This window comes from Hyphomonas oceanitis SCH89, assembly GCF_000685295.1.
In the GTDB taxonomy this organism is placed as follows: domain Bacteria; phylum Pseudomonadota; class Alphaproteobacteria; order Caulobacterales; family Hyphomonadaceae; genus Hyphomonas; species Hyphomonas oceanitis.
Window position 1 is genome coordinate 1 of the sequence record NZ_ARYL01000036.1, and the last position, 25,160, is coordinate 25,160.

The 25,160-nt window shown below is 61.7% G+C and carries 27 protein-coding genes and 1 tRNA gene; 22 read left to right on the forward strand and 6 right to left on the reverse strand.

Annotated features, from left to right (window positions below; translation table 11 throughout):
* Positions 1–53 precede the first annotated feature (53 nt).
* The 5 genes from HOC_RS17080 to hisC all read left to right on the forward strand — a co-directional run bounded on the left by HOC_RS17080 (position 54) and on the right by hisC (position 6,581).
* Entirely contained in the window at positions 54–440 is a 387-nt protein-coding gene (locus HOC_RS17080) for a hypothetical protein (RefSeq protein ID WP_035540826.1), read from the forward strand.
* Positions 441–593: 153 nt separating this feature from the next.
* Positions 594–2,684 (forward strand): amidohydrolase family protein, encoded by a 2,091-nt coding sequence (locus HOC_RS17085; protein WP_035540828.1) that lies wholly within the window; start codon positions 594–596, stop codon positions 2,682–2,684.
* A 297-nt stretch (positions 2,685–2,981) separates the two neighbouring features.
* On the forward strand, positions 2,982–4,577 hold the full coding sequence (locus HOC_RS17090) for a cation:proton antiporter (protein WP_035540830.1): 1,596 nt from the start codon (positions 2,982–2,984) through the stop codon (positions 4,575–4,577).
* A gap of 23 nt (positions 4,578–4,600) precedes the next feature.
* A complete protein-coding gene (locus tag HOC_RS17095) occupies positions 4,601–5,374 on the forward strand; it encodes a hypothetical protein (protein ID WP_156950524.1) in 774 nt (257 codons plus the stop codon).
* 115 nt (positions 5,375–5,489) lie between these two features.
* Positions 5,490–6,581 (forward strand): histidinol-phosphate transaminase, encoded by a 1,092-nt coding sequence (hisC, locus tag HOC_RS17100; protein ID WP_035540834.1) that lies wholly within the window; start codon positions 5,490–5,492, stop codon positions 6,579–6,581.
* On the opposite strand, the gene panC is transcribed toward hisC, so the two are convergent.
* A complete protein-coding gene (gene panC / locus HOC_RS17105) occupies positions 6,565–7,443 on the reverse strand; it encodes a pantoate--beta-alanine ligase (protein WP_035540835.1) in 879 nt (292 codons plus the stop codon). The genes hisC and panC overlap by 17 nt on opposite strands.
* Positions 7,444–7,510: 67 nt before the next feature.
* Between panC and HOC_RS17110 the strand changes: the two genes are divergently transcribed.
* Both HOC_RS17110 and HOC_RS17115 read left to right on the forward strand, forming a co-directional pair.
* Positions 7,511–7,975, forward strand: coding sequence for a hypothetical protein (locus tag HOC_RS17110; protein WP_035540836.1), 465 nt, complete (start codon positions 7,511–7,513; stop codon positions 7,973–7,975).
* 100 nt (positions 7,976–8,075) lie between these two features.
* Positions 8,076–8,915 (forward strand): division plane positioning ATPase MipZ, encoded by an 840-nt coding sequence (locus HOC_RS17115; protein WP_051614835.1) that lies wholly within the window; start codon positions 8,076–8,078, stop codon positions 8,913–8,915.
* Here the strand turns inward: HOC_RS17115 and HOC_RS17120 are convergent.
* Positions 8,912–9,766, reverse strand: coding sequence for an SDR family NAD(P)-dependent oxidoreductase (locus tag HOC_RS17120; RefSeq protein ID WP_035540838.1), 855 nt, complete (start codon positions 9,764–9,766; stop codon positions 8,912–8,914). The two genes, HOC_RS17115 and HOC_RS17120, sit on opposite strands and share 4 nt — an antisense overlap.
* Positions 9,767–9,873: 107 nt before the next feature.
* Here HOC_RS17120 and tgt point away from each other — a divergent pair, with 107 nt between their 5' ends.
* Positions 9,874–11,019 (forward strand): tRNA guanosine(34) transglycosylase Tgt, encoded by a 1,146-nt coding sequence (gene tgt / locus HOC_RS17125; protein ID WP_035540840.1) that lies wholly within the window; start codon positions 9,874–9,876, stop codon positions 11,017–11,019.
* Here tgt and HOC_RS22220 read toward each other — a convergent pair.
* Complete coding sequence (locus HOC_RS22220) at positions 10,922–11,671, reverse strand: hypothetical protein (RefSeq protein ID WP_156950525.1); 750 nt, start codon at positions 11,669–11,671, stop codon at positions 10,922–10,924. The two genes, tgt and HOC_RS22220, sit on opposite strands and share 98 nt — an antisense overlap.
* Before the next feature lie 97 nt (positions 11,672–11,768).
* Here HOC_RS22220 and HOC_RS17130 point away from each other — a divergent pair.
* From HOC_RS17130 to folK, 5 genes are all read left to right on the forward strand, one after another.
* Positions 11,769–11,844 (forward strand) — tRNA-Lys (locus HOC_RS17130).
* A 219-nt stretch (positions 11,845–12,063) separates the two neighbouring features.
* Complete coding sequence (locus HOC_RS17135) at positions 12,064–12,450, forward strand: hypothetical protein (protein ID WP_035540842.1); 387 nt, start codon at positions 12,064–12,066, stop codon at positions 12,448–12,450.
* A gap of 139 nt (positions 12,451–12,589) precedes the next feature.
* On the forward strand, positions 12,590–13,354 hold the full coding sequence (gene folP / locus HOC_RS17140) for a dihydropteroate synthase (protein WP_051625038.1): 765 nt from the start codon (positions 12,590–12,592) through the stop codon (positions 13,352–13,354).
* Complete coding sequence (folB, locus tag HOC_RS17145) at positions 13,351–13,716, forward strand: dihydroneopterin aldolase (RefSeq protein WP_034737574.1); 366 nt, start codon at positions 13,351–13,353, stop codon at positions 13,714–13,716. The genes folP and folB overlap by 4 nt, the downstream gene beginning before the upstream one ends.
* Positions 13,709–14,233 (forward strand): 2-amino-4-hydroxy-6-hydroxymethyldihydropteridine diphosphokinase, encoded by a 525-nt coding sequence (folK, locus tag HOC_RS17150; protein WP_084146422.1) that lies wholly within the window; start codon positions 13,709–13,711, stop codon positions 14,231–14,233. The genes folB and folK overlap by 8 nt, the downstream gene beginning before the upstream one ends.
* Here the strand turns inward: folK and HOC_RS17155 are convergent.
* The 3 genes from HOC_RS17155 to HOC_RS17165 are packed head-to-tail and all read right to left on the reverse strand — an operon-like array spanning position 14,230 to position 17,148.
* Positions 14,230–15,648 carry an NAD(P)(+) transhydrogenase (Re/Si-specific) subunit beta gene (locus HOC_RS17155; protein WP_035540846.1) on the reverse strand — a complete coding sequence of 473 codons (1,419 nt, stop codon included), beginning with the start codon at positions 15,646–15,648 and terminating at the stop codon, positions 14,230–14,232. The two genes, folK and HOC_RS17155, sit on opposite strands and share 4 nt — an antisense overlap.
* A 4-nt stretch (positions 15,649–15,652) precedes the next feature.
* Positions 15,653–16,021: a proton-translocating transhydrogenase family protein gene (locus tag HOC_RS17160; protein ID WP_081812052.1), complete on the reverse strand. Its 369-nt coding sequence runs from the start codon at positions 16,019–16,021 to the stop codon at positions 15,653–15,655.
* Positions 16,018–17,148 carry a Re/Si-specific NAD(P)(+) transhydrogenase subunit alpha gene (locus HOC_RS17165; protein ID WP_035540848.1) on the reverse strand — a complete coding sequence of 377 codons (1,131 nt, stop codon included), beginning with the start codon at positions 17,146–17,148 and terminating at the stop codon, positions 16,018–16,020. The genes HOC_RS17160 and HOC_RS17165 overlap by 4 nt, the downstream gene beginning before the upstream one ends.
* 59 nt (positions 17,149–17,207) lie before the next feature.
* Here HOC_RS17165 and HOC_RS17170 point away from each other — a divergent pair, with 59 nt between their 5' ends.
* From HOC_RS17170 to HOC_RS17210, 9 genes are all read left to right on the forward strand, one after another.
* Positions 17,208–17,975 (forward strand): SDR family NAD(P)-dependent oxidoreductase, encoded by a 768-nt coding sequence (locus HOC_RS17170; RefSeq protein WP_035540850.1) that lies wholly within the window; start codon positions 17,208–17,210, stop codon positions 17,973–17,975.
* Positions 17,976–18,083: 108 nt separating this feature from the next.
* Complete coding sequence (locus HOC_RS17175; protein WP_035540852.1) at positions 18,084–18,341, forward strand: hypothetical protein; 258 nt, start codon at positions 18,084–18,086, stop codon at positions 18,339–18,341.
* A 73-nt stretch (positions 18,342–18,414) separates the two neighbouring features.
* Positions 18,415–19,287: a UTP--glucose-1-phosphate uridylyltransferase GalU gene (galU, locus tag HOC_RS17180; protein WP_035540855.1), complete on the forward strand. Its 873-nt coding sequence runs from the start codon at positions 18,415–18,417 to the stop codon at positions 19,285–19,287.
* A 201-nt stretch (positions 19,288–19,488) separates the two neighbouring features.
* Positions 19,489–20,487 (forward strand): threonine ammonia-lyase, encoded by a 999-nt coding sequence (locus HOC_RS17185; RefSeq protein WP_035540856.1) that lies wholly within the window; start codon positions 19,489–19,491, stop codon positions 20,485–20,487.
* Between the two features lie 54 nt (positions 20,488–20,541).
* Positions 20,542–21,753 (forward strand): FAD-dependent oxidoreductase, encoded by a 1,212-nt coding sequence (locus HOC_RS17190; RefSeq protein ID WP_035540858.1) that lies wholly within the window; start codon positions 20,542–20,544, stop codon positions 21,751–21,753.
* 53 nt (positions 21,754–21,806) lie between these two features.
* On the forward strand, positions 21,807–22,508 hold the full coding sequence (locus tag HOC_RS17195; RefSeq protein ID WP_035540862.1) for a metallophosphoesterase family protein: 702 nt from the start codon (positions 21,807–21,809) through the stop codon (positions 22,506–22,508).
* A gap of 208 nt (positions 22,509–22,716) precedes the next feature.
* Positions 22,717–23,592 (forward strand): Flp pilus assembly protein CpaB, encoded by an 876-nt coding sequence (gene cpaB / locus HOC_RS17200; protein WP_035540863.1) that lies wholly within the window; start codon positions 22,717–22,719, stop codon positions 23,590–23,592.
* Positions 23,589–24,896 (forward strand): type II and III secretion system protein family protein, encoded by a 1,308-nt coding sequence (locus HOC_RS17205; protein WP_051625035.1) that lies wholly within the window; start codon positions 23,589–23,591, stop codon positions 24,894–24,896. Before cpaB ends, HOC_RS17205 begins: the two co-directional genes overlap by 4 nt.
* Complete coding sequence (locus HOC_RS17210) at positions 24,893–25,159, forward strand: hypothetical protein (protein WP_035540865.1); 267 nt, start codon at positions 24,893–24,895, stop codon at positions 25,157–25,159. Before HOC_RS17205 ends, HOC_RS17210 begins: the two co-directional genes overlap by 4 nt.
* Position 25,160 lies beyond the last annotated feature (1 nt).

The window sequence follows — 25,160 nt, forward strand, 5'->3', positions numbered from 1 at the left end:
CAGCTACACCACGCCGCGGGACACGATCACCACCCCCTTCCGGCTGACGTATAATGGCGACGATGCCGGACTACAGCCTCTTCCGCCCCATGCAGGGCTTGCCTTGGTACCTCGTACTGATCTGGCCGGTGGTCTATTTCCGGATTCAGCGCCTGATGGACTGGTTCCAGGTCAATGGCGGCCCGGGCTCGCAAATGTTCTGGGGTCTCAGCAAAACAGGTCACGCCGTCCTCATTCGTGCATCTGACGACCTGTCCGGGCATCGTTCGGGCAGTTTTCGGGCACCGGTTTCGCCTCGCCTGAGACTTGCTCTGGCTGCCGAAACAATCAGCCCGTGTCCCCTGCGCAGGCAGGGGCGGCGAATCCCGGCCAGTCGCACGCCCGCGCCCCTGCCTGCGCCGGGGGCACGGGCTTGCTTGCTGCCGTTGCCGGACACCTGACCGCGAACACCATCCTGAAAACCCAAACTTCACCTCCAAGCGCCCTCACGGGCGTCGCAAACATTTGCCCATAATCTGGATTCCTCTGATCATCTGTGCCACCTAATCCGCTGAAAGCGCCGCAAGGGCGCGCGGTACGGCAGAGGAAACGCGATGATCAACCGGCTCACACTTATGGCGCTGGGCGGCGCCTTCTTTCTCGGCGGCTGTGCTCACGAGGCGGAAGTCGCGCCCGCAACCATCGTCGAGGCCGAAGCGCCTGAGGCTCCGGAGCCGGTGACCGAGGCCTATACGGTCCGCCTCTTCGGCGCCGATATCGGCGAGATGACCGCCGTGACCACAGGCCCCGGCATCAAGGTCGACTATGAATACCGAAACAATGGCCGCGGGCCGACCATGGCCGAAACCATTCTCCTGGGCGAGGACGGATTACCCGTCAGCTGGACCGTCGATGGCAACACCACGTTCGGCAATAAGGTCACCGAAACCTTCGCCCTTGATGACGGCACCGCCCGCTGGGTCGATACGACGGGCCCGGGCATGGCCGACGCTGACGAAGCGAAAATCTACATCGCCCAGAATGCCTCGCCCTATGCGCTCGCAGTCTACGCCCATGCGCTCATGGCCGATGATGACCAGACTCTCGCCGCCTATCCGGCAGGCGCCCTCCACCTTGAGGCCCTCGAAGACGTCACCGTCGAAGGCGGTCCCGAGCCCATCGGCACCACGGCCTATGCTCTGACCGGCGAAAGTCTAGACCCGACTTATTTCCTGATGGACGCTGATGACGCCTTCTTCGCCGTCATCAGCCCGCGCTTCCTCGTCATCCGCAAAGGCTATGAAGGCGCCGAGGCCCAGCTCACCAATCTTGCCACGCGCCTTGCTTCGGAGCGCTATGAGACGATCCAGACCAGGACCGCCCATAATTACGGCACGCCCGTCCGCATCGCCGACGTGCGCATCTTCGATCCGGTGAAGAAGGCGCTGACCGGCCCGGTCTCCGTCCTCGTCGAAGGCACCACGATCAAGGCGATCGAAGCGGCCAATGTCAGCCATCCCGACGAGACCGTTATAGATGGCAATGGCGGAACCCTGATCCCCGGCCTCACAGACATGCACGGCCATGTTGGCCAGGACGATGCGCTGCTCAACATCGCCGCCGGTGTCACGCTGATCCGCGACATGGGCAATGACAATGCGAAACTGGCCGAACTGATTGGCAAGATCGACGACGGAACGCTCGCCGGCCCGCGCATCGTCAAGAACGGTTTCATTGAGGGCAAGAGCCCGTTCAACTCCAATAACGGCATGCTCGTCTCCAGCAAGGAAGAAGCCGTCGCCGCCGTCGACTGGTATGCTGACCAGGGCGACTATTTCCAGATCAAGATCTACAACTCGATCAACCCGGACTGGGTGCCTGCCATGGTCGCTGAAGCCCGCAAGCGCGGCCTCGGTGTCACCGGCCACGTCCCGGCCTTCACCAATGCCAATACCATGATCGAAGCCGGTTATGACGAGATGACCCATATCAACCAGGTCATGCTCGGCTGGGTGCTTGAGCCCACCGAAGACACGCGCACCCTCCTGCGCCTCACAGCCCTGCAGCGCCTGCCAAAGGTCAACTTGGACAGCCCGCAGGTCCAGCACACGCTCGACCTTATGGTCGAGAATAATGTTGCCATCGACCCGACCTATGAGATTCACGAAGCGCTGCTTCTCTCCCGCAACGGCGAACTGCAGGCTGGCGTGGTGGACTATATCGATCATATGCCCGTCGGCGAGCAGCGCGATGCCCGCGCGGCCTGGTCCAATATTGAAACGCCGGAAGACGATGCAGCCTATGCCGGCGCCTTCGACCAGATCACCGGCACGCTGAAGCGCATGAAGGATCGCGGCATCTTCATCCTGATGGGCACCGACATGGGCGGGGCCTTTACCCTGCACCGTGAATTGGAGCTCTATCAGAATGTCGGCTTCACCCCGGCCGAAATCCTGGCGCGGGCAACCCAGGAAGCGGCCGACTATGTGAAGCTCGGCGATGAGGTTGGTTCAATCACGCCCGGTAAGAAAGCGGACTTCTTTCTTGTTCCCGGCAACCCGGTCGAAGACCTGAAGGCGATCAAGACGATCAAACTCGTATCCAAGGATGGGACTATTTACTTCCCAACCGAAATCTATCCGTATTTTGGCATCGAGCCCTTTACCGAAATTCCCGATGTGATGGCGCCTGCATCGGCCAATTAGGGCGCTGCTACGCGCATTCTGTAAAATCTGTTCCGGCAGGCGCTGTAAAAAGTTCAGCAAGCCTTAGCAAAATCTTACGGCCGCAGCGGCCCCGAAAGGGCATGCTGCGGCCGTTGCCGTTAACGCAATCGGTTGAATAGTTTCGGAAAATTAACAGACGGGCCCCACAGAACAGGGCTGGCGTTAACCATCATTACCTATCTGCAAGAATGATGCGGCTTTAGGGCTTAGTTTACGGGTCCGGCGCATTGTGGGCGAAGGTTAATACCAAGCCTTCCGTTGTTAAGAGGTGATACAATGCTGAAGAAAACTGTGCGCTGGGGCGCAGACGTCGGCTGTCAGTCGAAAATCAAGCCGCTCGACCCGAAAGCTGACATGTCGGAGTTTGGCCTGAAGGGTAAGCTGGCCGAAGGCGAGCTCGGCTTCAACCGCGCGCTGACCAAGCGCGACGCCAAGAAAGATGCCGCAGACGCCATCCCTGCGTCCGATGCGATTACGCAGGACCAGTGGAGCGAACGCGAACAGCAAATTGCAGAACGCGCGGAATCCGTGCGCCGGGGGCTCACCACCTGGCTCAGCACGACCGCAGCGAGCGTGCGTAACTTCATTCATGACTGCACGCCCATCGACATCTATCCCGATCAGCTGCGCGAGGCGATCAAGTCGGAAGAGAACGAGTATCGTCACTACGAGCTCGATGATGTCAGCGATGCCAAGCAGAGCCATTCGGCGGCTATCGTGGAACTCCAGCAGTTCCGCGCCCGCCATGGCGACAAGATCGGCGACCGTACGCCCGATATTAAAAAGAATGTCGAGCAGACCGTCGCGATCCTCGTCTTCATCATGCTGCTTGAAGGCGGCTTCAACGCGCTGCTCTTCAAGGATGCGCAGGCCTCCGGTCTTCTTGGCGGCCTGATGATCGCCTTCGCCGTCAGCGCCGTGAACGTGTGCTTGGGTGTCATCACCGGCTTCTTCGGCATGCGCTATGCGCTGAACCATCCCAACATGGCCATGCGCGTTATTGGCGGCGTCGTTCTGGCTTTAGGCCTAACCAGCGGTATCTTGCTCAACTTCTTCGTCGCGCATTTCCGCGACGCGGTTGAGACCGGACTGATTGCTGCGACCGCTGCTGGCACGATGGGTGAATTCTCGATGTTCAATATCGCGCCAGGCGACGTGATCGCCGGCATGTTCCCGAACATTATCGGCCTGCACAGCTTCATCGCGCTTGGCCTGCTTTTCATGGGCCTCACCGTGTTCGGCCTCGCGGTCTACGAAGGCTATGACCGCATCTCCGACCGCTACCCCGGCTATGGCCGTGTCTGGCGCAAGGAGCGCAAGGCCTATGAGCGTCGCCAGCAGGTGCGCAACGACGTGCGCGACGACCTGTCGGACTATTTCACCCAGTGCCGCATGTGGTTTGAGACACAGCTCTCGCGTCACGTATCTGCCAAGCGTGAAATCGAGAAGGCGCTGAACGAACTCGAAGCCCGCCGCGACATTGCCATGGCCATCGCCGCCAAGGCCGCTGACCAAGAGCGTTCGCTGAAAGTGGCTTACCGTCAGGCCCACCGCCGCGCCCGCAACCAGCTGCGCGACAAGCTGGGCGAGCAGGCCGCGTGCCCGGCCTATTTCGACGAGATCGTCACGCCGCAACTGCCGCCCTTCGATTATACGAAGGAACGTGATCAGGCGAATGATGCGATCAAGGCCATCGACCAGAACCTGAAAGCACTGAACATGACCCGCGAATGGCTGGAGCAACACATCCAGCAGGTCCAGAAAGGACTGTCGAGCATTGACAAGAAAGTGGGCGAAGAAATCGAGAAGGTCCGTGAAGGCAAATCTGCTGGCAAGGCCTTCGTATCCGTGGACGAAGCGCGCCGCGCCTAAAGCGGGCGGCAGGAGGCAAGACAATGGCTAGAAGACGCGAAAGAGGACCCTGGTTCTGGCGTGGCATGATCGGCGCGATGCTGGCAGGCGTATTCGGCCTGTTCGCGCTGGTGGCGTTCAACATTCCGCCGTCCGTCATGCCTGAAACCGCCTGCCGCGTGGACCGCAAGGATCCCGCCCATACCGTCATCCTGCTGGACCAGTCAGATCCGTTCAATCCGAACGACCTCGACTGGGTGCATGAGTTCGTCGATACCGAAGCCCGCGCCCTGCCGAAATATGGCCGACTGACGGTGATGACGCCCAATGCGGCAAGCCCGTTTGATCCAAAGGTCATCTTTGTCAAATGCTCGCCGGGCAGTGTTGCCGATGCCAACCCGATCACGCAGAACCCCAAGATGATCGAGCAGACCTGGCAGTCGACCTTCTACAAGCCGCTGATCGCCGAGATCGAAACGGCCCTTCAGGACACGCGCCAGCCAAGCTCGCCTTTGTTTGAATCGCTCTACACGATTGCCGATCGGGCTGACTTCCAATCAAGCGCCGAGAACCGCCGCGTCGTGGTCGTGTCGGACCTGATGCAGCATTCCGATGGCTTCTCGTTCTACAAGGTCGGCGCGGACTATGATGCCTATCTTGGCTCCAAGGCGGCCGAGACCAAGCCGCACATGGACCATGTCCAGGTCGTCGCGCGCATCGTCCCCCGGCAGATCTACGACCTGCCCTTGGCGGACGTGAAAGCCTTCTGGCGGGCCTATTTCACTGAGGCGGGCGCCGAGTACGGCTCGGTCAACTAGGCGCTATCTATCGTGTTCCTTACGAAGGCCGTCTCGCAAGGGACGGCCTTCCTGCATTCCCGGCGCGTCAAAGATCGCCATTTCCCGGCGGCCTGCTTTGGTGTAACCGCGCGGCATGACCGATATTCGTCCTCTTCCGCATGTCCTGAACATCAAACCCTATGTGCCCGGCGGCAAGCTGGCCGGTGCCAAGGGGCGCGTGGCCATGCTGGCCTCCAACGAGAACCCTTTCGGGCCGAGCCCCAAGGCCATCGACGCCATGCGTGAAGCGGCGGGAAGCGTCCACGTCTATCCTGATCCGGGCTACGGTGCGCTGCGCGAGGCCATCGCTGCGGCAACCGGCATTGCTGACCCCAACCGGATTGCGGTCTCGTCTGGCTCTGACGAGATTATCCACTTGCTGACGCAGTGCTATGCCGGGCCCGGCGACGAGATCCTCCAGACCGAGCACGCGTTTTCGATGTACGCCGTCTCGGCCATGTCACACGGGGCAACATGCATTTCGGTTCCCGAGACTGACCTGACCGCTGGCGCCAACGCCATCCTCGGAGGCGTGTCGGAGCGCACGAAAATCCTGTTCCTTGCGAACCCCAACAACCCGACGGGCACGATGATGACCGTCGAGGCGCTGACGGCCCTGCAGGACGCCCTGCCGCCGCATGTCCTCTTCGTGATCGACGGCGCCTATGCCGAATATGTCAGCCCTGAGTATGAGGCCGCGATCCGCGACCTGGTCGACCGGCGCAGTAATACGGTGATGATGCGCACCTTTTCCAAGATCCATGGGCTCGCCGCAGCCCGCCTCGGCTGGGCCTACCTGCCGCAGCAGGTGTCAGAGGTTTTCCAGCGCATTCGCGGCCCCTTCAACGTGAATGGTCTCGCAGTGGCGGCTGGCATGGCCAGCATCGGCGACACGGAATTCCTGACCAAGAGCCGCGAGCACAATACGCTCTGGCGGGCGAAGCTGACTGAGGCGCTGAAGGCGATGCGGCTGCCCACACCGCAGTCGCACGCGAACTTCGTTATTCCCGACTTCGGGACGGCTGAACGCGCGGCGGCGGCGAATGAATGGCTGAAGGCGCGCGACATCCTTGTGCGCGCTGTGGGTGGCTACGGCCTGCCGACGCGCCTGCGCATCAGCGTAGGCTCAGCCGAGGATAACGAGGCCGTGCTGGCCGCGCTGAAGGATTTCACCGCGTCGCACTGATATTGTCGATGAGGCGGGTCTTGCCCATCCACGCCGCGCCCAGCAGCCGCGCGACCGTGCCCGGTGCCAGCGGCGCATCCGGCAGGTCCAGCAGCGTGTCCGGATCGACCAGGCTGATATAGTCCAGTTTCCGGAACCCGGCCGCCGTCACGAGGGCGCGCGCTTCGTCCAGCGCCACGGATGGCGTCACCCCGATCGCCAGCCGTACCGACGCGCGATGCAAAGCGGCCTGCAGGGCGCCCGCCGCGATTCGCTCATCGGCGGTCAGGTAGAGGTTGCGCGATGACTGGGCGAGGCCGTCAGCATCCCGCGTGGTCTCTCCCCCGATGATTTCCACAGGAAATCCGAGGTCGCGCACCATGCGGCGAATGATCTGCAGCTGTTGGTAGTCCTTCTCGCCGAAAACGGCGACGTCTGGTTGCACATGAAGGAAGAGGCGCGCGACCACGGTGGCCACACCATAGAAGAAATGGGGCCTGTAGACGCCATCCAGCAGGTCCGACATGCCTTCAACGCGCACGTTCGTGGTGTTTCCGTCGGGATACATCTCTTCAACTGTTGGCAAATAAACGAGGTCGCACCCGACCGATGCGAGCTTCGAAATATCGGCGTCGGAGTCGCGTGGATAGGTGTCGAAATCCTCTCCGGGAGCGAATTGGGTGGGGTTCACGAAGATGCTGGCGACGGTTCGCGAGGCCTTTTCCCGTGCCTTTTCAACGAGGGAGAGGTGCCCCCCATGAAGAGCGCCCATTGTGGGTACGAAACCGACCGTCTCGCCTGCCTGTTTCCATGCCCGGATGCGCTGTCCTAGCTCGGCGCGCGTGCGAACGACCGCGACCGGTTTACCTGTACTCGAATTCACTTTGAAAAGGCCCCGACTGGCTATGAAGTAAACGAGTTGTTAACCCAAACGGGGGATTTTTAAACCCATGACACACCGCATCCTCGCTCCGATTAAGTCTTTCGCGCTTTCTGCAGCCCTTCGGGTCGCTGCTGGCAGGTTCAAAACACTTGAAGCCACGGCGCCAGAGCCGAGGATCAGGTCATTTGCACCTGAAGATATGTCTGACGACTGGATGTTTGAAGGTCGCGTCACGCCGGTTTCGGCTGATGCGCATGTCTTCTCGCGCGAGATGTCACGCGTGTCCGGCGCCCTCAGCGGATTGCGGTCACTGCTCACACAGATTTCGGCGCATGCGCCAGTTTATGATGCCATTCCGGAAGAGGCTCCATTCGGTGCGCTCGTCGGTGACGCATTCCTCTTCGACGGCGAGCCAATGGCTGCAAGCTATGGTCCCGCGCCGACCGAAGATGCCTACCTCTTTGAGGACGCACCGATGTATATGCCAGCTGCGACACGTCGCGGTAGTGAAGGCGTGTCGCGCGTCGCCTGAGGGCTTCGACCTTGTTTGTTTTAACCGCTGAGAACGTGTGGAGTCGCTCAACATGCCCGCTGATGGATTCGCCCCGGTAAGTAAGGTGGGTGTCCTGGACATGTCAGTGCAGCAACGCGACGCGCGTGTAATTGTCGTCGGTAATGAAAAAGGCGGTGCCGGCAAGTCGACCGTTTCCATGCACCTGTCCGTCGCGCTGATGCGCATGGGCAAGAAGGTGGGCATCGTTGACCTCGACGTGCGCCAGCGTACCCTGACCCGCTATCTCGAAAACCGCCTGCGCTGGATGCAGTCCACCGGCGCAAAGCTGCCGATGCCGGAAATCATCCGCGTCGATGCCAGCACCGAGCGCGATCTCGACAAGGCGGAAGCGGAAGAAACCGAGCGTTTCCTCTCCAGCCTCGCACGCCTCAAGAAGGCCTGTGACTTTGTGCTGGTCGATGCCCCGGGCGGTGACACGTTCCTGTCGCGCCTTGCGCATGTCAGCGCCGATAGCCTGATCACGCCGCTGAATGACAGCTTTGTTGACTTCGACCTCTTGGGCGATGTGAACCCGCAGACGTTGGAAGTGATCCGGCCGAGCTTCTATTCCGAGATGGTCTGGTCGTGCCGCAAGAAGAAGGCACAGGCGAGCCGCCGTCCGATCGACTGGATCGTGATGCGTAACCGCATGTCGCCGCTGGCGGCCAAGAACAAGGAACGCGTCGGCGAAGCGCTTGAGAATCTCTCCAAGCGCATCGGCTTCCGCCTCGCGCCGGGCCTTTCCGAGCGCGTGATCTACCGGGAGCTCTTCCCGGCAGGCCTCACCCTGCTGGACCTCACCGAGAAGGGCTCGAATGTGTCCTTCACGATGAGCCACGTGGCCGCGCGCCAGGAAATGCGCGACCTCCTGATCGTTCTGCAATTGCCGGAACTCGTAGGCGCCGAAATCGAGTTCTAGTGACGCGGTGTCCGGTCACGGATCCTGTCAAAGCCTGCTTTGATCGCCGCAAAACGATCATCCACACCTGACTCGAACATGTTGTCAGTGAAGATGTACGGCCAATCTTCCTCAATGCCTTCTCGCACCAGTTCGCCAACATAGAGCGGATCGATACCCTTGTTGATAAGGTCGGCCGCCATCTGGGCGAATTCGGATTTGTTCGCTTCGGCCGCTGCAGCTTCCATATCGATCTTGTCATTATACCGGCCGGGCAGGTTGCGGCCTGATTCCATGATTTTCGTGCGGATGAAGCCGGGGCAAAGCACGGAGACACCGATGCCGCGCAGGGCGAGCTCCGGGCGCAGGCCTTCCGAGAGGGCGACAACGCCATATTTGGTGACATTGTAAGCGGGCGCGACAGCGGCCACGAGGCCAGCCATGGAAGCCGTTGAAACAATCTGGCCGCCTTCACCATGCGATTCGATCAGCGGGCCAAAAATCTCGATACCCCAGACTACGGACATGAGGTTCACGCCAATGGTCCAGTCCCACGCCGCATCGTTCCACTGGCCATAGCCGCCTGCGCCGCCGACACCGGCATTGTTGACCAGGATATGGACCTTACCGAAGCGCTTGATCGTTTCATCGGCAGCCGCCTGTAACTGATCCTTCAGCGAGACATCGGCGACCACGCCGGCGACATCCGCATTGGTCTGTTTCAGGTTACTGATCGCGGTGTCGAGCGGGTCCTTCTCAATATCGCACATCATCACTTTGACGCCCGCCTGAGCGAGCGCTGTGGCGATGCCGAGCCCAATGCCTGATGCTGCGCCTGTTACGAATGCCGTCTTGCCAGCCAGATCTTTCATTTCCGTCCCTCGTTTTCTTTAAGCATGCGCCCCGCATGTCGCGGCGACAAGTCGTGACGCATCGGAACCCTAGGCAGGAATGGCTGCAACCCTTATAGGCCTCGCCCATGGCCACATTTCCCTTCCAGATCAAAGCCACCGAGGGCGCAGCCCGCACCGGTACACTGACCACGCCGCGCGGCGAAATCCGCACGCCGGCCTTCATGCCCGTGGGCACGGCGGGCACGGTCAAGGCGCTCTATATGGACCAGGTGAAGTCGGCAGGCGCCGATATCATCCTTGGGAACACCTATCATCTCATGCTGCGTCCCGGCGCCGAACGCGTGAAGCGCCTTGGCGGCTTGCATGCCTTTTCCGGCTGGAAGGGCCCCATGCTGACCGACAGCGGCGGTTTCCAGGTCTGGAGCCTCGCCCAGCTGCGCAAGATGGACGCCGATGGCGTGACCTTCCAGAGCCATATTGACGGCTCCACGCACCGCCTGACGCCTGCGCGCAGCATCGAGATACAGGCCGACCTGCTGGGCGCCGACATTTCCATGCAGCTGGACGAGTGCACCAACTTCCCGTGCACCCATAAGGAAGCCGAGCGCAGCCTGACCCTGTCGCTCGACTGGGGGCAGCGTTCGCTGGATGCTTTCGGTGACCGCGACAGCCAGACCCTGTTCGGCATCATCCAGGGCTCCAACTTCGCTGACCTGCGTGAGCAGTCCGCCAAGGGCGTCGTGGCGCAGGGCTTTGGCGGTATCGCGCTGGGCGGCCTCGCTGTGGGCGAAGGCCACGAACAGATGTGCGCGACGATTGACATGACCGTGCCACACCTGCCGGGCCACCTGCCACGCTATGTGATGGGAGTGGGCAAGCCCATCGACCTCGTTGAGAGTGTGGCGCGAGGCATCGACATGTTCGATTGCGTGCTGCCGACCCGCTCAGGTCGTCATGGGCAGGCCTGGACATGGGCCGGACCGGTCAACGTCAAGAACGCGCAATTCGCCGAAGACCTGTCACCACTCGACGAGGGCGTCGATTGCCCGGCCAGTCGCGACTATTCGCGGGCCTATTACCACCACCTATTCAAGGCCGGGGAATATCTCGGGCCCATGCTCCTCAGCTGGCACAATACGGCTTTCTTCCAGTCCCTGATGGCCGAGATCCGCCTCAGTATTCTGGAGGGACGGTTTGAAGCCCTTCGCTCTGAATTGGCGGTGCGGTGGGCCGGGACAAAGTCGTCTCCGAAGGCTGAGCCTGAGGCTTAGGCGCGGGCAGGGGCTGCAGCTGCGGTGTATCGCCCCGGAACTGTATGCTGTTGTCCGGCACCGCCTGAACCATGAAGTCCGGCCGGGCAGGGGGCGGGCAGCCCTTCGCGAGCCCATATCCCTTCAGGTACGCCCGCTGCTGAGCGCCGATCTTGAAGGCACGGTTATACTTCTTCTCGTGGCTTTCGGCGCCGGTTGCCTTGCGGATAAGGCCGCGAAACGGGATGAACCCGCGCGCTTCGGACGCTAACGCATTGAGCGTCGCCTCGGCCGCCGAATCAGCCAGGATTTCTGTTTTCAGCCGGTCGTCGGGGCTGGGCGTGTCCCAGTCGGGCCCCAAAACCCTGTCGAGCTTGGCGAGGCGGGCCTCGACATCCTCGCATGTCATGGTCGGCGACAGCTGGTATGGGCTCTCAACGCCATCCAGAACCTGTGGAATCTCTTCCCGGCGCAGGTTCAGGTCTTCGAGCGGCGACAGGGCGGCGTCCGGCAAGCCTTTGCGGGTCTGCGTGATGGCGCTGTTGGCAGCGGTGCTGACATCTGCACGCAGGGAAGGGTTGGCGGCATTCTCCACCGGTTGGCTGGATTGCGGATTACTCGCGCAGGCGGCGAGGCCCAATGATAGGGCCAGATAGGCGATTTTAGTGCTCATGAGGCGAGGGTGAAGTGAAAAATATGGCGACATCAAGCCATCCTGTGCAGGTAGCGGTTGACCCGGAAGGCGCCGTTGCCTAAATGGCGCCTTCGGCGTGCCCATAGCTCAGCTGGTAGAGCAACTGACTTTTAATCAGTAGGTCGCAGGTTCGAACCCTGCTGGGCACACCATCCCCCCTCTTTCAAACAGAATACGCCGATGAAAGAGCGGGACGCGGCGTCGGAAAACGCCGCCGATTTGCGCCAAAAATTCCCACATCAGACTCCGCCGGATACTTGGTTTGAAGCCATGTATCGCCTCACATCCCTTACGGGATGGGCGGGTATGCCGCTTAAGCGGAACGTGCGCTGGTCTCAGCCATTGGTTCTTCAGACATGAAGGAGACCCATATGACCCAGGAAACAGCCGACAAAGACCCGCAGCGCGAACAGGACCTGAGCGAGCAGCGTGGCTATGGCGAAACGCCCGGCCGCAAGGACGAGACCGCCGAATCAGGCTTTCGTCGCGGCGAGGCCACAGATCTCGGCGGCGACCATGGCGTGCTTCGTGACGACGGCCAGCCTCGTCCCGAAGGTGATGACAGCCAGCATATAGATGCCCAGCGAAGCGACGTGTTGAGCCCAAGAGACGATCGCATGCCGAACACGCCTAAGACCCTCAACGCCGACAAGGGCAGCCGCAACGCCACGCCTGGCGCTTTGAAGCCTGCTCCGGATGGTGAACTGCTGGAGGATGCTTATTCGCAGAACGATCCCGGCGTTGAAACCAAGCAATAGGGCCGTTTGCTCGCGTGACCTGTAAGGCTATATGCACCTGCAGGAGTCGCGGGAGATAAAGCCTATGAACGGAAACCTGACGAGGCGGGCCCGCTTGCGAGACGATGTTCTAGCGCGCGCCAAAGATCAGGTGCTGCTAATGGGCATTCTGAACGTCACGCCTGATTCCTTTTCGGATGGCGGCCAGTTCCTGAATCCCCGTGCAGCCATGGCGCAAGTCGAGGCGCTGGATGCTGATGGCGCTGACATCATTGATGTTGGGGGCGAGTCCACCCGTCCCGGCGCCGCCGAGGTGAGTGCTGAAGACGAGATTGAACGGGTTCTCTCGGTCATTCCCGGCTTGTGCGCCAGTTCATCCCGGATTGTCTCCATCGACACCTCCAAGGCCGAGGTTGCCCGCGCAGCGGCTGCCGCTGGCGCTGTTATCATCAATGATGTCTGGGGCATGACGCGGGATGCGGGCATGGCGCAGGCCGTGGCCGAAACCGAAAGCGCTGTGGTGGTTACCTACAATCGCGGCGACATACAGCCCGACATCAACATTGCCGACGACATGCGCGATTTCTTCGCGAATGCCTTTGCCATGGTGGCAGCGGCGGGCATTCCGCGTGAGCATGTGATTCTCGATCCGGGCGTCGGCTTCGGTAAGACGTGGCAGCAGAACTTTGACGTGTTGGCGCGTCTCGACGTGCTGATGGATTTCGGCGTGCCGGTTCTGGTGGGCGTATCGCGCAAGTCTTTCATTGGCCGCCTTCTGGATCGCGAGGTGCAGGACCGGCTGATCGGCACGCTTGCCGCTGGGCTCGCCAGCGTCCAGAGAGGCGCCACGATCCTGCGGGTACACGATGTACGTGAACACGCGGACGCCCTGAAGATGCTGAAGGCGATAGACGAGGCAGGATGACAGACCGGATTTTCGTTTCGAACCTCCATATCCATGGCCACCATGGCGTAATGGCGGCGGAAAAGTCGCTCGGACAGCGCTTTATGGTCGATATTGACTGCGCTGTGGCGCGGCCGGCTGATGCGGCGGACCAGATGAGCGATACGGTTCACTATGGTGAGCTGTGTGACCTGGCGACTGAGGTGTCGGCGGCGACGGTGTTTAACCTGATTGAGACATTGGCGCACAAGCTGGCTGAGGCCATTCTGCAAAAATTCGAGCTTGTTCAGACGGTTACGATCACGGTGCGTAAGCCGTCGGCGCCGATCAAGTATGCTGTCGACCATGTCGGTGTGTCCGTGACGCGCAGCCGCGATGGCTGAGGTTGCGCTGGGACTTGGGTCCAACATGGGTGACCGTGTGGACCATCTTGTGACCGCTTTGAGGGCTATTGAGTCCATTCCCGGGTGCTTCGGAGTCCATTCCTCGTCCGTTTACCGGACAAAGCCCTGGGGCAAGGTCGACCAGGGCGGCTTCCTGAACCTCTGCGTCTTGATCGAGACCGATCTGGCCCCCCTCGACCTGCTGGCGGCGGTGAAGGGCATTGAACGTGATCTCGGACGTGTGGAGCGTGAGCGCTGGGGGCCGCGCGAGATTGATATCGACATTCTGACCATGGACGGTGTGACGCTCGAGAGCGACGTGCTGACCCTGCCGCATGCGCGCATCAATGAACGCCTGTTCGTGCTGATGCCTCTGGCGGAGATTGCGCCGGGCCTGGTGGTGAACGGGGCACCCGTAAAGGAAACGGCCCGCGCGCTTGAAGCGGCGGGCCGTCCGGATGATTGCGTGCTGGATACGGACGCGACTGAGGCGCTCCGGGCCGCTCTTGGCGCCTAGAGGTTCTTGACGATATCCTCGACCATCTTCTTGGCGTCAGCGAGCAGCATCATCGTGTTGTCGCGGAAGAAGAGCTCGTTCTCGATACCGGCATAACCGGAGCCCATCGAGCGCTTGATGAAGAGGACCGTACCGGCATTTTCCACATCGAGGACAGGCATGCCGTAGATCGGCGATGTCTTGTCGGTTTTGGCGGCCGGGTTGGTCACGTCATTGGCGCCGATGACGAAGGCGACTTCGGAATTGCGGAAGTCGGAGTTGATGTCTTCGAGTTCGAAGACCTCGTCATAGGGCACCTGCGCCTCGGCGAGGAGCACGTTCATATGGCCGGGCATACGACCTGCAACAGGGTGGATGGCATATTTGATCTCGACGCCTTCCTCCTTGAGCTTGTCGCACATCTCTTTCAGGGCGTGCTGGGCCTGGGCCACGGCCATGCCGTAGCCGGGCACGATAATGACCTTCGAGGCGTTCTTCATGATGAAGGCCGCATCTTCCGCCGAGCCGCGCTTGAACGGACGGTCGACCTGAACACCGCCGCCACCAGCGGCTGCATCGTCGCCGCCGAAGCCGCCGAGGATGACCGAGATGAAGCTGCGGTTCATGCCCTTACACATGATGTAGGACAGGATCGCACCCGACGAGCCGACGAGCGCGCCGGTGATGATGAGGGCGAAGTTGCCGAGCGTGAAGCCAAGCGCCGCAGCGGCCCAGCCCGAATAGGAGTTCAGCATCGAAACGACGACGGGCATGTCGGCGCCGCCAATCGGGATGATCAGCGTGATGCCGAGGATCAGCGCGAGCGCGGTGAGCGCAAGGAAGGCCCAGTGAGCGTGCCCGTGGCTGGCCATCAGGACGCCGACAAGGATAACGATGCCTGCAGCCAGCGCGATGTTCAGCACATGGCGACCGGGCAGCATGATTGGCGCGCCGCCCATGTTGCCATTGAGCTTGGCGAAGGCGATCAGCGAGCCGGTGAAGGTCAGCGCGCCGATGGCCGAACCGAGCGAAAGCTCGATCAGCGAAGCCACGTGGATGCCTTCCGCATCTGCAATGCCGAAACCGAGCGGGGCGTAGAGCGCAGCGCCGGCGACCAGCACGGCGGCGAGGCCGACGAGGCTGTGGAAGGCGGCGACGAGTTGCGGCATCGCGGTCATGGCGATGCGCTTGGCGATGACGGCGCCTACGGTGCCACCGATGGCGACAGCGCCGAGGATGATGCCCCATGTGGCGAGATCAAGCTGGTTCCAGAGGAGGGCAATGGTCGTGCCGACGGCGATGGCCATGCCGATCATGCCGTTGCGGTTGCCCTTGCGGCTGGTGGCCGGGGAGGACAGGCCGCGCAGGGCCAGGATGAAGAGTACGCCTGCAACAAGATACAGGGCGGGCGCGAGGGTGGAGTGGAAACTATCCATCAGATTACTCCCCCTTCTTTTTATACATGGCGAGCATGCGTTGGGTGACGAGGAAGCCGCCGAAGATGTTGACGCTGGCGAGCATCACGGCGACGCCGCCGAGGATCTTGGCGATCCAGTTGTCGGCGGTGAGGCCGGCAGCGGCAGCGGCGACAAGCGCGCCGACGATGATCACGGACGAGATGGCATTGGTCACGGCCATCAGCGGCGTGTGCAGGGCTGGCGTAACGCTCCACACGACATAATAGCCGATGAAGCAGGCCAGCACGAAAATGGCGGCGAGGAAGATGGTTGGGTTTACGCCGCCGGCGTCTGCAAAGGCAGGCGCAGCGAGGAGGAACGCCGAGGCGGCGAGGCTGCTGAGGCGTTTCATGATTTCACCCTGTCATTCACGGTTTCGCCATTGCGCGTAAGCAGCATGGCGGTGACGATTTCGTCATCGGTATCGAGGTTGAGCGCGCCGGTTTCGGCTGTCACGAGTGGCAGGAAGGCCAGCAGGTTCTTGGCGAAGAGCGAACTCGCATCGGCGGGCAGGCGGGCAGGGAGGTTTGAGAAGCCGGCGAGCTTCACGCCGCCGACATCGACGATCTCGTCGGATTTCGACAGCGGGCAGTTGCCGCCCTGGGACACGGCCATATCGACGATCACCGAGCCGGGCTTCATTGTCTTCACCATGGCCTCGGTGACGAGGACAGGCGCTGCGCGGCCGGGAATCAGGGCCGTCGTGATGACGATATCCTGCTTGGTGATGTGGCTGGCGGTGAGTTCGGCCTGCTTGGCCTGGTATTCCGGCGACATCTGCTTGGCGTAACCGCCAGCGGTTTCGGCGGCCTTGAACTCTTCATCCTCGACCGCGATGAACTTGGCGCCGAGCGAGGCGACCTGTTCCTTGGCGGCGGGGCGAACGTCCGTTGCCGTAACGACCGCCCCCAGACGACGGGCCGTTGCGATAGCCTGAAGGCCGGCAACGCCGACGCCCATGATGAAGACCTTGGCCGGCGCAATCGTGCCAGCGGCGGTCATCATCATTGGCATGGCGCGGCCATAGATTTGCGCGCCTTCGATGACGGCGCGGTAGCCTGCGAGGTTGGATTGAGAAGAGAGGGCGTCCATGGACTGCGCGCGGGATATGCGCGGGGTGAATTCCATCGACAGGGCTGCGATTTTTTTGGCGTTGAGCGCGTCCAGCAGGCCGGGCTCAATGGCGAACGGGTCCATGAGTGTGATCAGGGCAACGCCGTCCGGAAGGGCTGCCACTTCGGCAACTTCCGGCACACGTACCTTGAACACCACATCGGCACCCTTGGCGGTTTCAGCGGCATCACTGCCGATCCGCGCACCTTCGGCCTTGTAGGCATCATCCATAAAGCCCGCGACCGTTCCCGCACCCGACTCAACGGTTACGGAATGTCCCAGACCAACCAACTTCTTGACGGTCTCCGGTGTTGCGGCCACACGGGTCTCACCGGAGCGTCGCTCCCTCAGCACTGATATTTTCATGTGAGGGAGATAGGGGCAATTTATTGCCTCACGCAACACCAAATTTGGAGATATGGGGCATGGGTATGTTTAGTTTGGCTAATCGGACGGCGTTGGTCACCGGCGCATCGAGCGGGTTGGGCCGCCACTTTGCAGGTGTGCTGGCAGATGCGGGCGCGCACGTCGTGCTGGCCGCGCGGCGGATGGACCGTCTTGAAGAAGTGGCTGCCGAGATCGGGTCACGTGGCGGCAAGGCCATGACGGTCGCGATGGACGTGACCAGCGACAAGAGCGTCAGCGACGCGTTTGCGACGATCGGCGAAACGCTGGGCCGCCCGTGTGACGTGATCATCAACAATTCGGGCATGTCGCGCGAAGGCTGGTTCCGCGACATGGCGGAGGAAGACTGGAACGCCGTCATCGACACGAATCTCACGGGCGTGTGGCGGGTGGCCAAGCATGGCGCGAATGCCATGGTCGCGGCCGGGGCCAAGGGATCAATCGTGAATATTGCTTCGATCACGGCGCACCAGCCGCAGATGATGACCACGGCCTATTGCGTGTCGAAGGCCGGGGTGGATCACATGACCCGCCAGATGGCCGTCGAAATGGCGCGCTTCGGCGTGAGGGTGAACGCGATCTCGCCGGGCTATTTCAAGACCGAGATAAATGATGAGTATCTCGACTCCGATGCCGGCGACGCGATGCGCAAGCGGGTGCCGATGCGCCGGTTCGGCGAATATGCCGAGCTAAGCGGGGCGCTGCTGCTGCTCTCGTCGGATGCGGGCAGTTTCATGACCGGATCAACGATTGTGGTTGATGGCGGGCATCTGCTGATGCCGCTCTGAGGCGCGGCGGTCAGGGTCAATAAAGGCCTAACCATTTCGATACGCTGCGTTAGGCAAAACTTAGGGCCTGTCTGCCATAAGCCGGTAACCAATCCACCGGAGAGCCCCATGGCTGCCAAGCCCGTTGAAAAGCCACTGCCGCACGCTGAAGCCGAACAGGCGTCTGCCGAGAGCCCTGTAAAGGCTGTCGAAAGCCACGGCGCGCTTCGTCATGTGGCTTCGCCTGCGCATGCGCTCCAGGCGCGCATCGCCGCGAGCCTGAACACATCCTATCATGTCTCCGGGCGCCGCATTCTGGCGACCGTGCTGGTGGCGCTGTTGTCCACCTGCGTCGCCGGAATCGTCATTTTCGCCGCGCTCGTCTAGGCACCCCAAGCTGGCCTTGGTGTCCATAATGGGCGATAGGTCTTCCCAACTCGATACTTAACAGGAGCCGCCAATGCGCGTCAGGAAAGCAGTTCTCCCGGTTGCGGGCTTTGGTACACGGGTTCTGCCCGCCACGAAAACCATCCCCAAGGAGATGCTGCCCGTCGTTGACCGGCCGGCGATCCAGTATGTTGTCGATGAGGCGCTTGAAGCGGGCATCGAGCACATCGTCTTCGTGACGGGGCGCAACAAGGGCGCCATCGAGGACTATTTCGACATCTCGTATGAGCTGGAAGAGTCGCTCAAGAAAAAGAACAAGACGGCGATCCTGGAGCAGGTCCAGCAGACCGTGATGCCGGCTGGCACGGCAAGCTTCGTGCGCCAGCAGTCGCCGCTGGGCCTTGGCCACGCGATCTGGTGTGCGCGTGATATCATTGGCAATGAGCCGTTCGCGGTTTTGCTGCCGGATGTGATCGTCAAGGGAAAGCCGTCGTGCCTTGCGCAGATGGTGAAGGCCTATGACGAGGTGGGCGGCAATATCGTGGCGGTCGACCCTGTGCCGATGGAGCGTGTGTCGTCCTACGGCGTGATCGCGCCGGAATCGCGGGATGGCCGTCTGATCAAGATGTCGGGCATGGTTGAAAAGCCGCCGATGGAATCTGCGCCGTCGAACCTGAAAATTACCGGACGCTACATCTTGCAGCCTGAAATCTTTGGCCTTTTGGCTGACCAGGCCGCTGGTGCGGGCGGCGAGATCCAGCTGACGGATGCCATGGCGCGGCAGATGGAAAGCCAAGCCTATTACGCCTATGAGTTTGAAGGCCGCGAGTATGATTGCGGTTCGAAGCTCGGCTATTTCGAGGCTGTTCTTGCCTATGCGCTCGACAATCCGGAAACGGCTGAGGGCGCACGCGAGCTGGTCAAGAAGATGGCTGCAGGGCTCTAGTCTTTTTGCCAGGGCGGCGCTTCGGGTGCCGCCGTAAGACCGTTCATACCGCCAGCCTGTCCATTCCATGCCCCTTCTCGGACCGTTCCGTGTCCGTTGGCGGGACACGGCACGCGATATTGCCATTCGTTACGTATTTTTGATCGCATCCCGGCGAATGCGGTTTGAATTGGATTGCGTGCAGGTCTAAGGGCTTGGCGCATGACAGAGACCCTTTCCCTCCCGACTTTCGATGATGTTCTGGCTGCTGAAAAGCGGATTGCAGGCGTCGTGCGTGAAACGCCAATCCTCACCCATGCAGCAATTGATGCGGCGGCGGGAGCTGAGCTGCTGGTGAAGGCCGAGTGCCTGCAGGTGACGGGCAGTTTCAAGATACGCGGCGCGATGAACCGGCTGTCGCAGATTGACGCGGCAGGTCGCAAGGCGGGCGTTGTCGCGTTCTCTTCCGGCAATCACGCGCAGGGCGTTGCGCGGGCTGCGCGCCTGCTGGGCATGCCGGCGCTGATCGTGATGCCATCCGATGCGCCGCAGGTGAAAGTCGATGGCGTGCTGGCCGATGGCGGCGAAGTGCATCTCTATGATCGCAACAGTGAAGACCGCGAGGCGATTGCGCGCGATATTGCGGCGGCGCGGGGCGGGGCGATTGTCGTGCCGGCTTTTGATGATTTCAACGTGATTGCCGGGCAGGGCACGCTGGGGCTGGAATTTGCGCGGCAGGCGGCGGCCATGGGTAAGCCGCTGGACCATCTCATATGCTGCGCTGGTGGCGGCGGGCTGATCAGCGGTGTCGCGCTGGCCTTTGAGGGCCTGTCGGCGGGCACGAAGATCTGGACGGCCGAGCCGGAGACCCATGAGGACTGGGCGAAGTCACTGGCGGCTGGCGAGATCGTATCCAATGCGCCGGGCATGCGCACTTTCTGCGATGCGATCGTGACGCCGCAGCCGGGTAACCTGACCTTTGCGATTGGCAAGCGCTTGCTGGCAGGCGGACTGGCTGTGAGCGACGCGGACGTTCGCGCCGCGATGCGGCAGGCGTTCCGCTATCTCAAGATTGTGGCCGAGCCAGGCGGCGCAGCAGCGCTGGCAGCGGCAGTGCGCGGACTGCCTGACGCGATGCGCGGGAGCCGTGTGGGCGTGGTCGTGACGGGCGGCAACGTGGATGCGGCCCTTTATGCAGACGTGATTGCAGGCCGCGACTAAATATCGGGGTCGCCATGTGCTAGGTTTAGGGGGCAATCCGCAAAGGAGCCGCCGATGACCATGCTGACCTGCCAATGCTGTATCGCTGGCGGCGGGCCGGCCGGCCTGATGATGGGATACCTTCTGGCGCGCGCGGGCGTGGACGTGATCGTGCTGGAAAAGCACGCTGACTTCCTGCGCGATTTCCGGGGCGATACGGTGCACCCCTCCACGCTGCAATTGTTCAAGGAGCTGGGCCTTGATGAAGGGTTGCTGACCCGGCCCTACCAGAAAACCGAGCATCTGATGGTGAGTATTTCCGGCAAGCCCTACAAGGTGGCGGACTTCAGCCGCCTGCCGCTGGAGCATGGTTTTATCGCGATGATGCCGCAATGGGACTTGCTGGATTTCGTGGCCGATACGGCGCGCGAATTGCCCAACTTCCGCCTGTTCATGTCGACCAAGGCCGAGACGCTGATTGAAGAAGACGGAAAGGTGGCGGGCCTGCGCGCCGAGGGCGAGGACGGACCGCTGGAAATTCGCAGCCTGCTGACCGTTGCTGCTGATGGGCGCGACTCGCGGCTACGTGACCAGTCGGGCCTTGAGGTTCAGGATATGGGCGCGCCCATTGACGTGTTCTGGATGCGGCTGCCTCGGAAGGCCGACGCCGCGCTCGACTCGATGGCCCGGGCCGATGCAGACGGCTTTCTGGTGCTGATCAACCGGGGGGATTATTGGCAATGCGCGCTACCCTTTCCGAAAGGTGCTGCCGACACGATCCGCGCTGAGGGATTGGAGGCCTTCCGTGAGCGGATAGGGCGTTTGGCGCCAGACCTTGCACCGGCGACAGGCGCGATTGGCAGCTGGGATGACGTAAAACTGCTGACCGTTCAGATGAACCGTCTGAAGACCTGGTGGCGGACCGGGTTGCTCTGCATTGGCGATGCGGCGCATGCCATGTCGCCAATTGGCGGGGTGGGGATCAATCTGGCGGTTCAGGATGCCGTGGCGGCGGCGCGCATGCTGGCGCCGGACCTTCGCGAAGGCCGCGCACCGGACGCGAAGCTGGCCGCCGTGCAGAAGCGTCGGGACTGGCCCGCGCGGATGACGCAGCGCGCGCAGATTGCCGCGCAGGACCGCGTGCTGGTGCCCGTCATTCGCGGCGGCGCGCCGCTGAAGGCGCCCTTCATTTTCAAACTGATTGACCGCGTTCCAATTCTTCGGGGGCTGACCGCGCGGGCGGTGGGCATGGGCCTGAGGCCGGAGCATTGGCCCGATGACAGCTGACATCCTGCGGCGTTGACCTTTTTTCCCGGCATTCGACGCCTTATTTTGGTGACATGACACAACGCATTTACTGCGCCATTGGCGACATTCACGGCGAGCTTGACCGATTGAAGGACCTGCACGCGCAGCTGGCCTTTCATGTGCGCCAACACCTGCGTAATGCGGACGTCACACTTGTGCACCTCGGTGACCTGATCGACCGGGGGCAGGATTCGTGCGGCGTGGTGGACTACCTGATCGACCTTGAAGCGCGGATGGGCCCGCGCGCCCTGACCCTGCGCGGCAATCATGAGCAGATGATGATTGAAGCGCTACGCGAGCAGAGTGCTGAGTCTCGCAGCCATTGGCTGGAGTGGGGCGGTGAAGAGACGATGGACAGCTATCGGCGCCGGGGCCTGGACGGGCCGCCGGACCACCATCTCGACTGGCTGCAATCGCTGCCGACCCTGCATCATGACACAGAGCAGGGGCTGGTCTTTGTCCATGCCGGGGTGGACCCGGACAAGTTTCCGGACTGCGGCGAGCGCGTGCAGATGTGGACGCGGCGCAAGGATTTCTTCGATGCCCGCTGCTGGACGTCACCGGACCTTGTCGGGCAGACGGTTGTGCACGGGCATTCGCCGACAGAGGACAACGCGCCTGACGTGGCGCATGGTGGCCGACGCATCAATGTCGATACGGGCGCCGTTTATGGCGGGCAGCTGACTGCGGCCATACTGGTGCCGGGGCAGGCGCCAACCTTCCTTCATAGCTAAGGAAAGTGCGATCAGAACATGCGCCAGCGAAGCATGTTTTGCGTGCAAAGCCATGATTCATTTGCGCTTAATATAGATTGTTTTTTGGTTAACAGGGCGTTCTGCCGCCCCCCGACATTTAGCCTGTCGTCTTCAATAGACTTTATCGCCTGAGCCCTAGTGTTCCACTCTGACCTGGTGGCGGTCGTGGAACAAAGGGCAACATGCAATGAAGGCAACAACGCTGATAAGCCTTGGTCTTTCGCTGGTATTGGGCGTGGGCGCGGTCTTTCTGGGCCGCAGCTACATGACATCCGACAAGAACGAGGCATCTGCAGCAAGCGTCGTGCCCGCAGTCGAGATGTCGTCCGTAATTGTTGCAACTTCTGTCATCCAGACGGGCGACATGATTGACCATTCCATGCTGAAAGCAACGCCGTGGCCAGCCGATGCTGTGCCCGCCGATGCGGTGCGCAGCCTGGAGGACCTCAAGGATGTCGCCTATGCGCGCGGCCTGATCGTGGCGGGCGAGCCGCTGATGCGTACAAAGATTGATGAGACAGGGTCCGTGCTGACGCTGGCCGCGGCCATTGCGCCCGGCATGCGCGCGGTTGCCGTTGTTGTCGGAAGCGATACGGGCGTGGCTGGATTTGTGCTGCCGGGAGACCGGGTTGATGTGAATGAATTCGTTCCGCGCGAAGAAGCGGGCGGCGGCAGGGCGGGCAATGGCGAGCGGATGTCGGGCAATGTGATTGCGCGCACGGTGATCAAGAATGTGAAAGTGCTGGCGATCGACCAGACGTTTGATGCGGGCCTTGAAGGCGCGCTGCCATCCAATACGGTGACGCTGGAAGTTTCCCCCGATGATGCCCTGATGCTTGGCGCGGCGAGCCAGCGCGGCGCGCTGGGGCTGGCCCTGATTGGACGCAAGGAAGAAGCTGAGGTTGTGGCGGAAATCCGCCGGGCACCCGTTCCTGTTTCCCGGCCACGTATTGTGCGCGCCCCGTCCACGGCGCGTATCCGTGTGATCAATGGCGATGCCGAGACAGAAGTGACAACGCCGGTGGCGGCGCCCAAGGCGCCCGCCGGAGGAGCAAGCCAATGAAGATGACGCACAAGTTTTATGTGGCAGGCCTTGCGCTGGTCGCAATGATGGCGCCGCCGGCGTCGGCCTGGCTGCAGCGTAGCGCGCCTGAGGGGGCGGATGTACTTGTGCTGGAAAAGGGCCGTTCCACGGTTGTGGAGGCTGAAGCGAAATTCGCGACTCTGGTGGTGGCTGATCCGGATATTGCCGATGTGATGGCCACGTCCGACCGGTCGTTCTTCCTGCGTGGCAAGGTGCCGGGCACGACCACCGTGCTGATCTATAGTGCCGCTGGCGAGATCGCCGAGCTGATTGATGTCGAGGTGGAGCTGGGGCTCGACGAGCTGCGCACCGACCTGAAGAACCTGCTGCCGGGTGAGGATATCAATGTTTATCCCGTGCATGACGGCGTGTTTCTGGATGGCAAGCTGACCACGGCCGCTGCCGCGGATATGGCTTTGCAGCTGGCTGAGCGGCATGTGCCGGGCGGCGTCGCCAATGGACTCTCCGTTGGGCAGAGCCAGCAGGTGTTGCTGGAAGTGCGCTTTGTCGAGGCGAGCCGGACGGCCGTGAAAGAGATCGGCTTTGGCAACTCGTTCGATGCCAATGACGTGGTGGGCGTGACCGACAGCGGTACCGTTTCAGGGGTCGCGGAAAAGACCATCGCGCTGTTCACCAATGTCGGTAACGAGAATGTCGATATCACGCTGCGGGCACTCGAACAGAAGGGCGTGATCCGTACACTGGCGGAACCGAACCTTGTGGCGCTTTCGGGCGATACGGCGAGCTTCCTGGCGGGCGGGGAATATCCGATCCCGGTGTCGAACACGAATGGCGAGATCACTGTCGAGTTCAAGAAGTTTGGCGTGAGCCTGGATTTTACGCCAACCGTCCTCGGCGACGGCCTCGTGAACCTGCGTGTGCGCCCTGAGGTCTCTGCGCTGGATCGCGGCAATGGCATCCGTGCGAACAATATCGAGATACCGGGTATTTCGGTGCGGCGTGCAGATACGACCATCGAGCTGCATGACGGGCAGGCCTTTGCCATCGCGGGCCTGCTCCAGAACGATTATTCCAATGATGTGCGCCAGACGCCATGGCTGGGCAGTGTGCCGATCCTTGGCAACCTGTTTGCGTCCAAGCGTTACCAGAAGAACGAGAGCGAACTGGTGATTATCGTCACGCCGCGGCTTGTGCAGCCAGCGGCGCATCCGGGCATGCTGGACACGCCGTTCGACGCATTCGCCGAGCCGACCGAAGCGGAACTGTTCCTGCTCGACAAGACGGCGATTGTTCAACCCGCAGGTACAGGAGCCGCACAATGACGTGTGATTTGAAAACCATTGGTGCCGTGGCCGGGATATCCTTGCTGACAGCCTGCGCGAGCTTTGACCATCAGGATGCATCCCTTCTGGGCGGCGCGAATGAGCACAATATCGCCGCGCAATCCGTGCGTGATGTGAACCTGCCCAACTCCCGTGAGGTTGAGTCTTCCTCTGGCGTGCGGGCCGCCAAGGCAGTCAAGGCGCTCAATGAGGGCACGCGACAAGAGCCGGGTCAGGCCTCAGCGAACCAGACGGGCAGCTGAC

Excerpts from the sequence above, each read along its gene's own strand:
- HOC_RS17115 (WP_051614835.1), top strand. The coding sequence starts at position 8,076 with ATGTCAGTGCAGCAACGCGACGCGCGTGTAATTGTCGTCGGTAATGAA.
- hisC (WP_035540834.1), top strand. The coding sequence starts at position 5,490 with ATGACCGATATTCGTCCTCTTCCGCATGTCCTGAACATCAAACCCTAT.
- HOC_RS17095 (WP_156950524.1), top strand. The coding sequence starts at position 4,601 with ATGGCTAGAAGACGCGAAAGAGGACCCTGGTTCTGGCGTGGCATGATC.
- folB (WP_034737574.1), top strand. The coding sequence starts at position 13,351 with ATGACAGACCGGATTTTCGTTTCGAACCTCCATATCCATGGCCACCAT.
- HOC_RS17120 (WP_035540838.1), bottom strand. The coding sequence starts at position 9,766 with ATGAAAGATCTGGCTGGCAAGACGGCATTCGTAACAGGCGCAGCATCA.
- HOC_RS17110 (WP_035540836.1), top strand. The coding sequence starts at position 7,511 with ATGACACACCGCATCCTCGCTCCGATTAAGTCTTTCGCGCTTTCTGCA.
- HOC_RS17090 (WP_035540830.1), top strand. The coding sequence starts at position 2,982 with ATGCTGAAGAAAACTGTGCGCTGGGGCGCAGACGTCGGCTGTCAGTCG.
- HOC_RS17085 (WP_035540828.1), top strand. The coding sequence starts at position 594 with ATGATCAACCGGCTCACACTTATGGCGCTGGGCGGCGCCTTCTTTCTC.
- HOC_RS17190 (WP_035540858.1), top strand. The coding sequence starts at position 20,542 with ATGACCATGCTGACCTGCCAATGCTGTATCGCTGGCGGCGGGCCGGCC.
- HOC_RS17210 (WP_035540865.1), top strand. The coding sequence starts at position 24,893 with ATGACGTGTGATTTGAAAACCATTGGTGCCGTGGCCGGGATATCCTTG.
- HOC_RS17080 (WP_035540826.1), top strand. The coding sequence starts at position 54 with ATGGCGACGATGCCGGACTACAGCCTCTTCCGCCCCATGCAGGGCTTG.
- HOC_RS17205 (WP_051625035.1), top strand. The coding sequence starts at position 23,589 with ATGAAGATGACGCACAAGTTTTATGTGGCAGGCCTTGCGCTGGTCGCA.
- galU (WP_035540855.1), top strand. The coding sequence starts at position 18,415 with ATGCGCGTCAGGAAAGCAGTTCTCCCGGTTGCGGGCTTTGGTACACGG.
- folK (WP_084146422.1), top strand. The coding sequence starts at position 13,709 with ATGGCTGAGGTTGCGCTGGGACTTGGGTCCAACATGGGTGACCGTGTG.
- HOC_RS17135 (WP_035540842.1), top strand. The coding sequence starts at position 12,064 with ATGACCCAGGAAACAGCCGACAAAGACCCGCAGCGCGAACAGGACCTG.
- HOC_RS17185 (WP_035540856.1), top strand. The coding sequence starts at position 19,489 with ATGACAGAGACCCTTTCCCTCCCGACTTTCGATGATGTTCTGGCTGCT.
- HOC_RS22220 (WP_156950525.1), bottom strand. The coding sequence starts at position 11,671 with ATGAGCACTAAAATCGCCTATCTGGCCCTATCATTGGGCCTCGCCGCC.
- HOC_RS17170 (WP_035540850.1), top strand. The coding sequence starts at position 17,208 with ATGGGTATGTTTAGTTTGGCTAATCGGACGGCGTTGGTCACCGGCGCA.
- HOC_RS17195 (WP_035540862.1), top strand. The coding sequence starts at position 21,807 with ATGACACAACGCATTTACTGCGCCATTGGCGACATTCACGGCGAGCTT.
- HOC_RS17165 (WP_035540848.1), bottom strand. The coding sequence starts at position 17,148 with ATGAAAATATCAGTGCTGAGGGAGCGACGCTCCGGTGAGACCCGTGTG.
- tgt (WP_035540840.1), top strand. The coding sequence starts at position 9,874 with ATGGCCACATTTCCCTTCCAGATCAAAGCCACCGAGGGCGCAGCCCGC.
- cpaB (WP_035540863.1), top strand. The coding sequence starts at position 22,717 with ATGAAGGCAACAACGCTGATAAGCCTTGGTCTTTCGCTGGTATTGGGC.
- HOC_RS17160 (WP_081812052.1), bottom strand. The coding sequence starts at position 16,021 with ATGAAACGCCTCAGCAGCCTCGCCGCCTCGGCGTTCCTCCTCGCTGCG.
- HOC_RS17155 (WP_035540846.1), bottom strand. The coding sequence starts at position 15,648 with ATGGATAGTTTCCACTCCACCCTCGCGCCCGCCCTGTATCTTGTTGCA.
- HOC_RS17175 (WP_035540852.1), top strand. The coding sequence starts at position 18,084 with ATGGCTGCCAAGCCCGTTGAAAAGCCACTGCCGCACGCTGAAGCCGAA.
- folP (WP_051625038.1), top strand. The coding sequence starts at position 12,590 with ATGGGCATTCTGAACGTCACGCCTGATTCCTTTTCGGATGGCGGCCAG.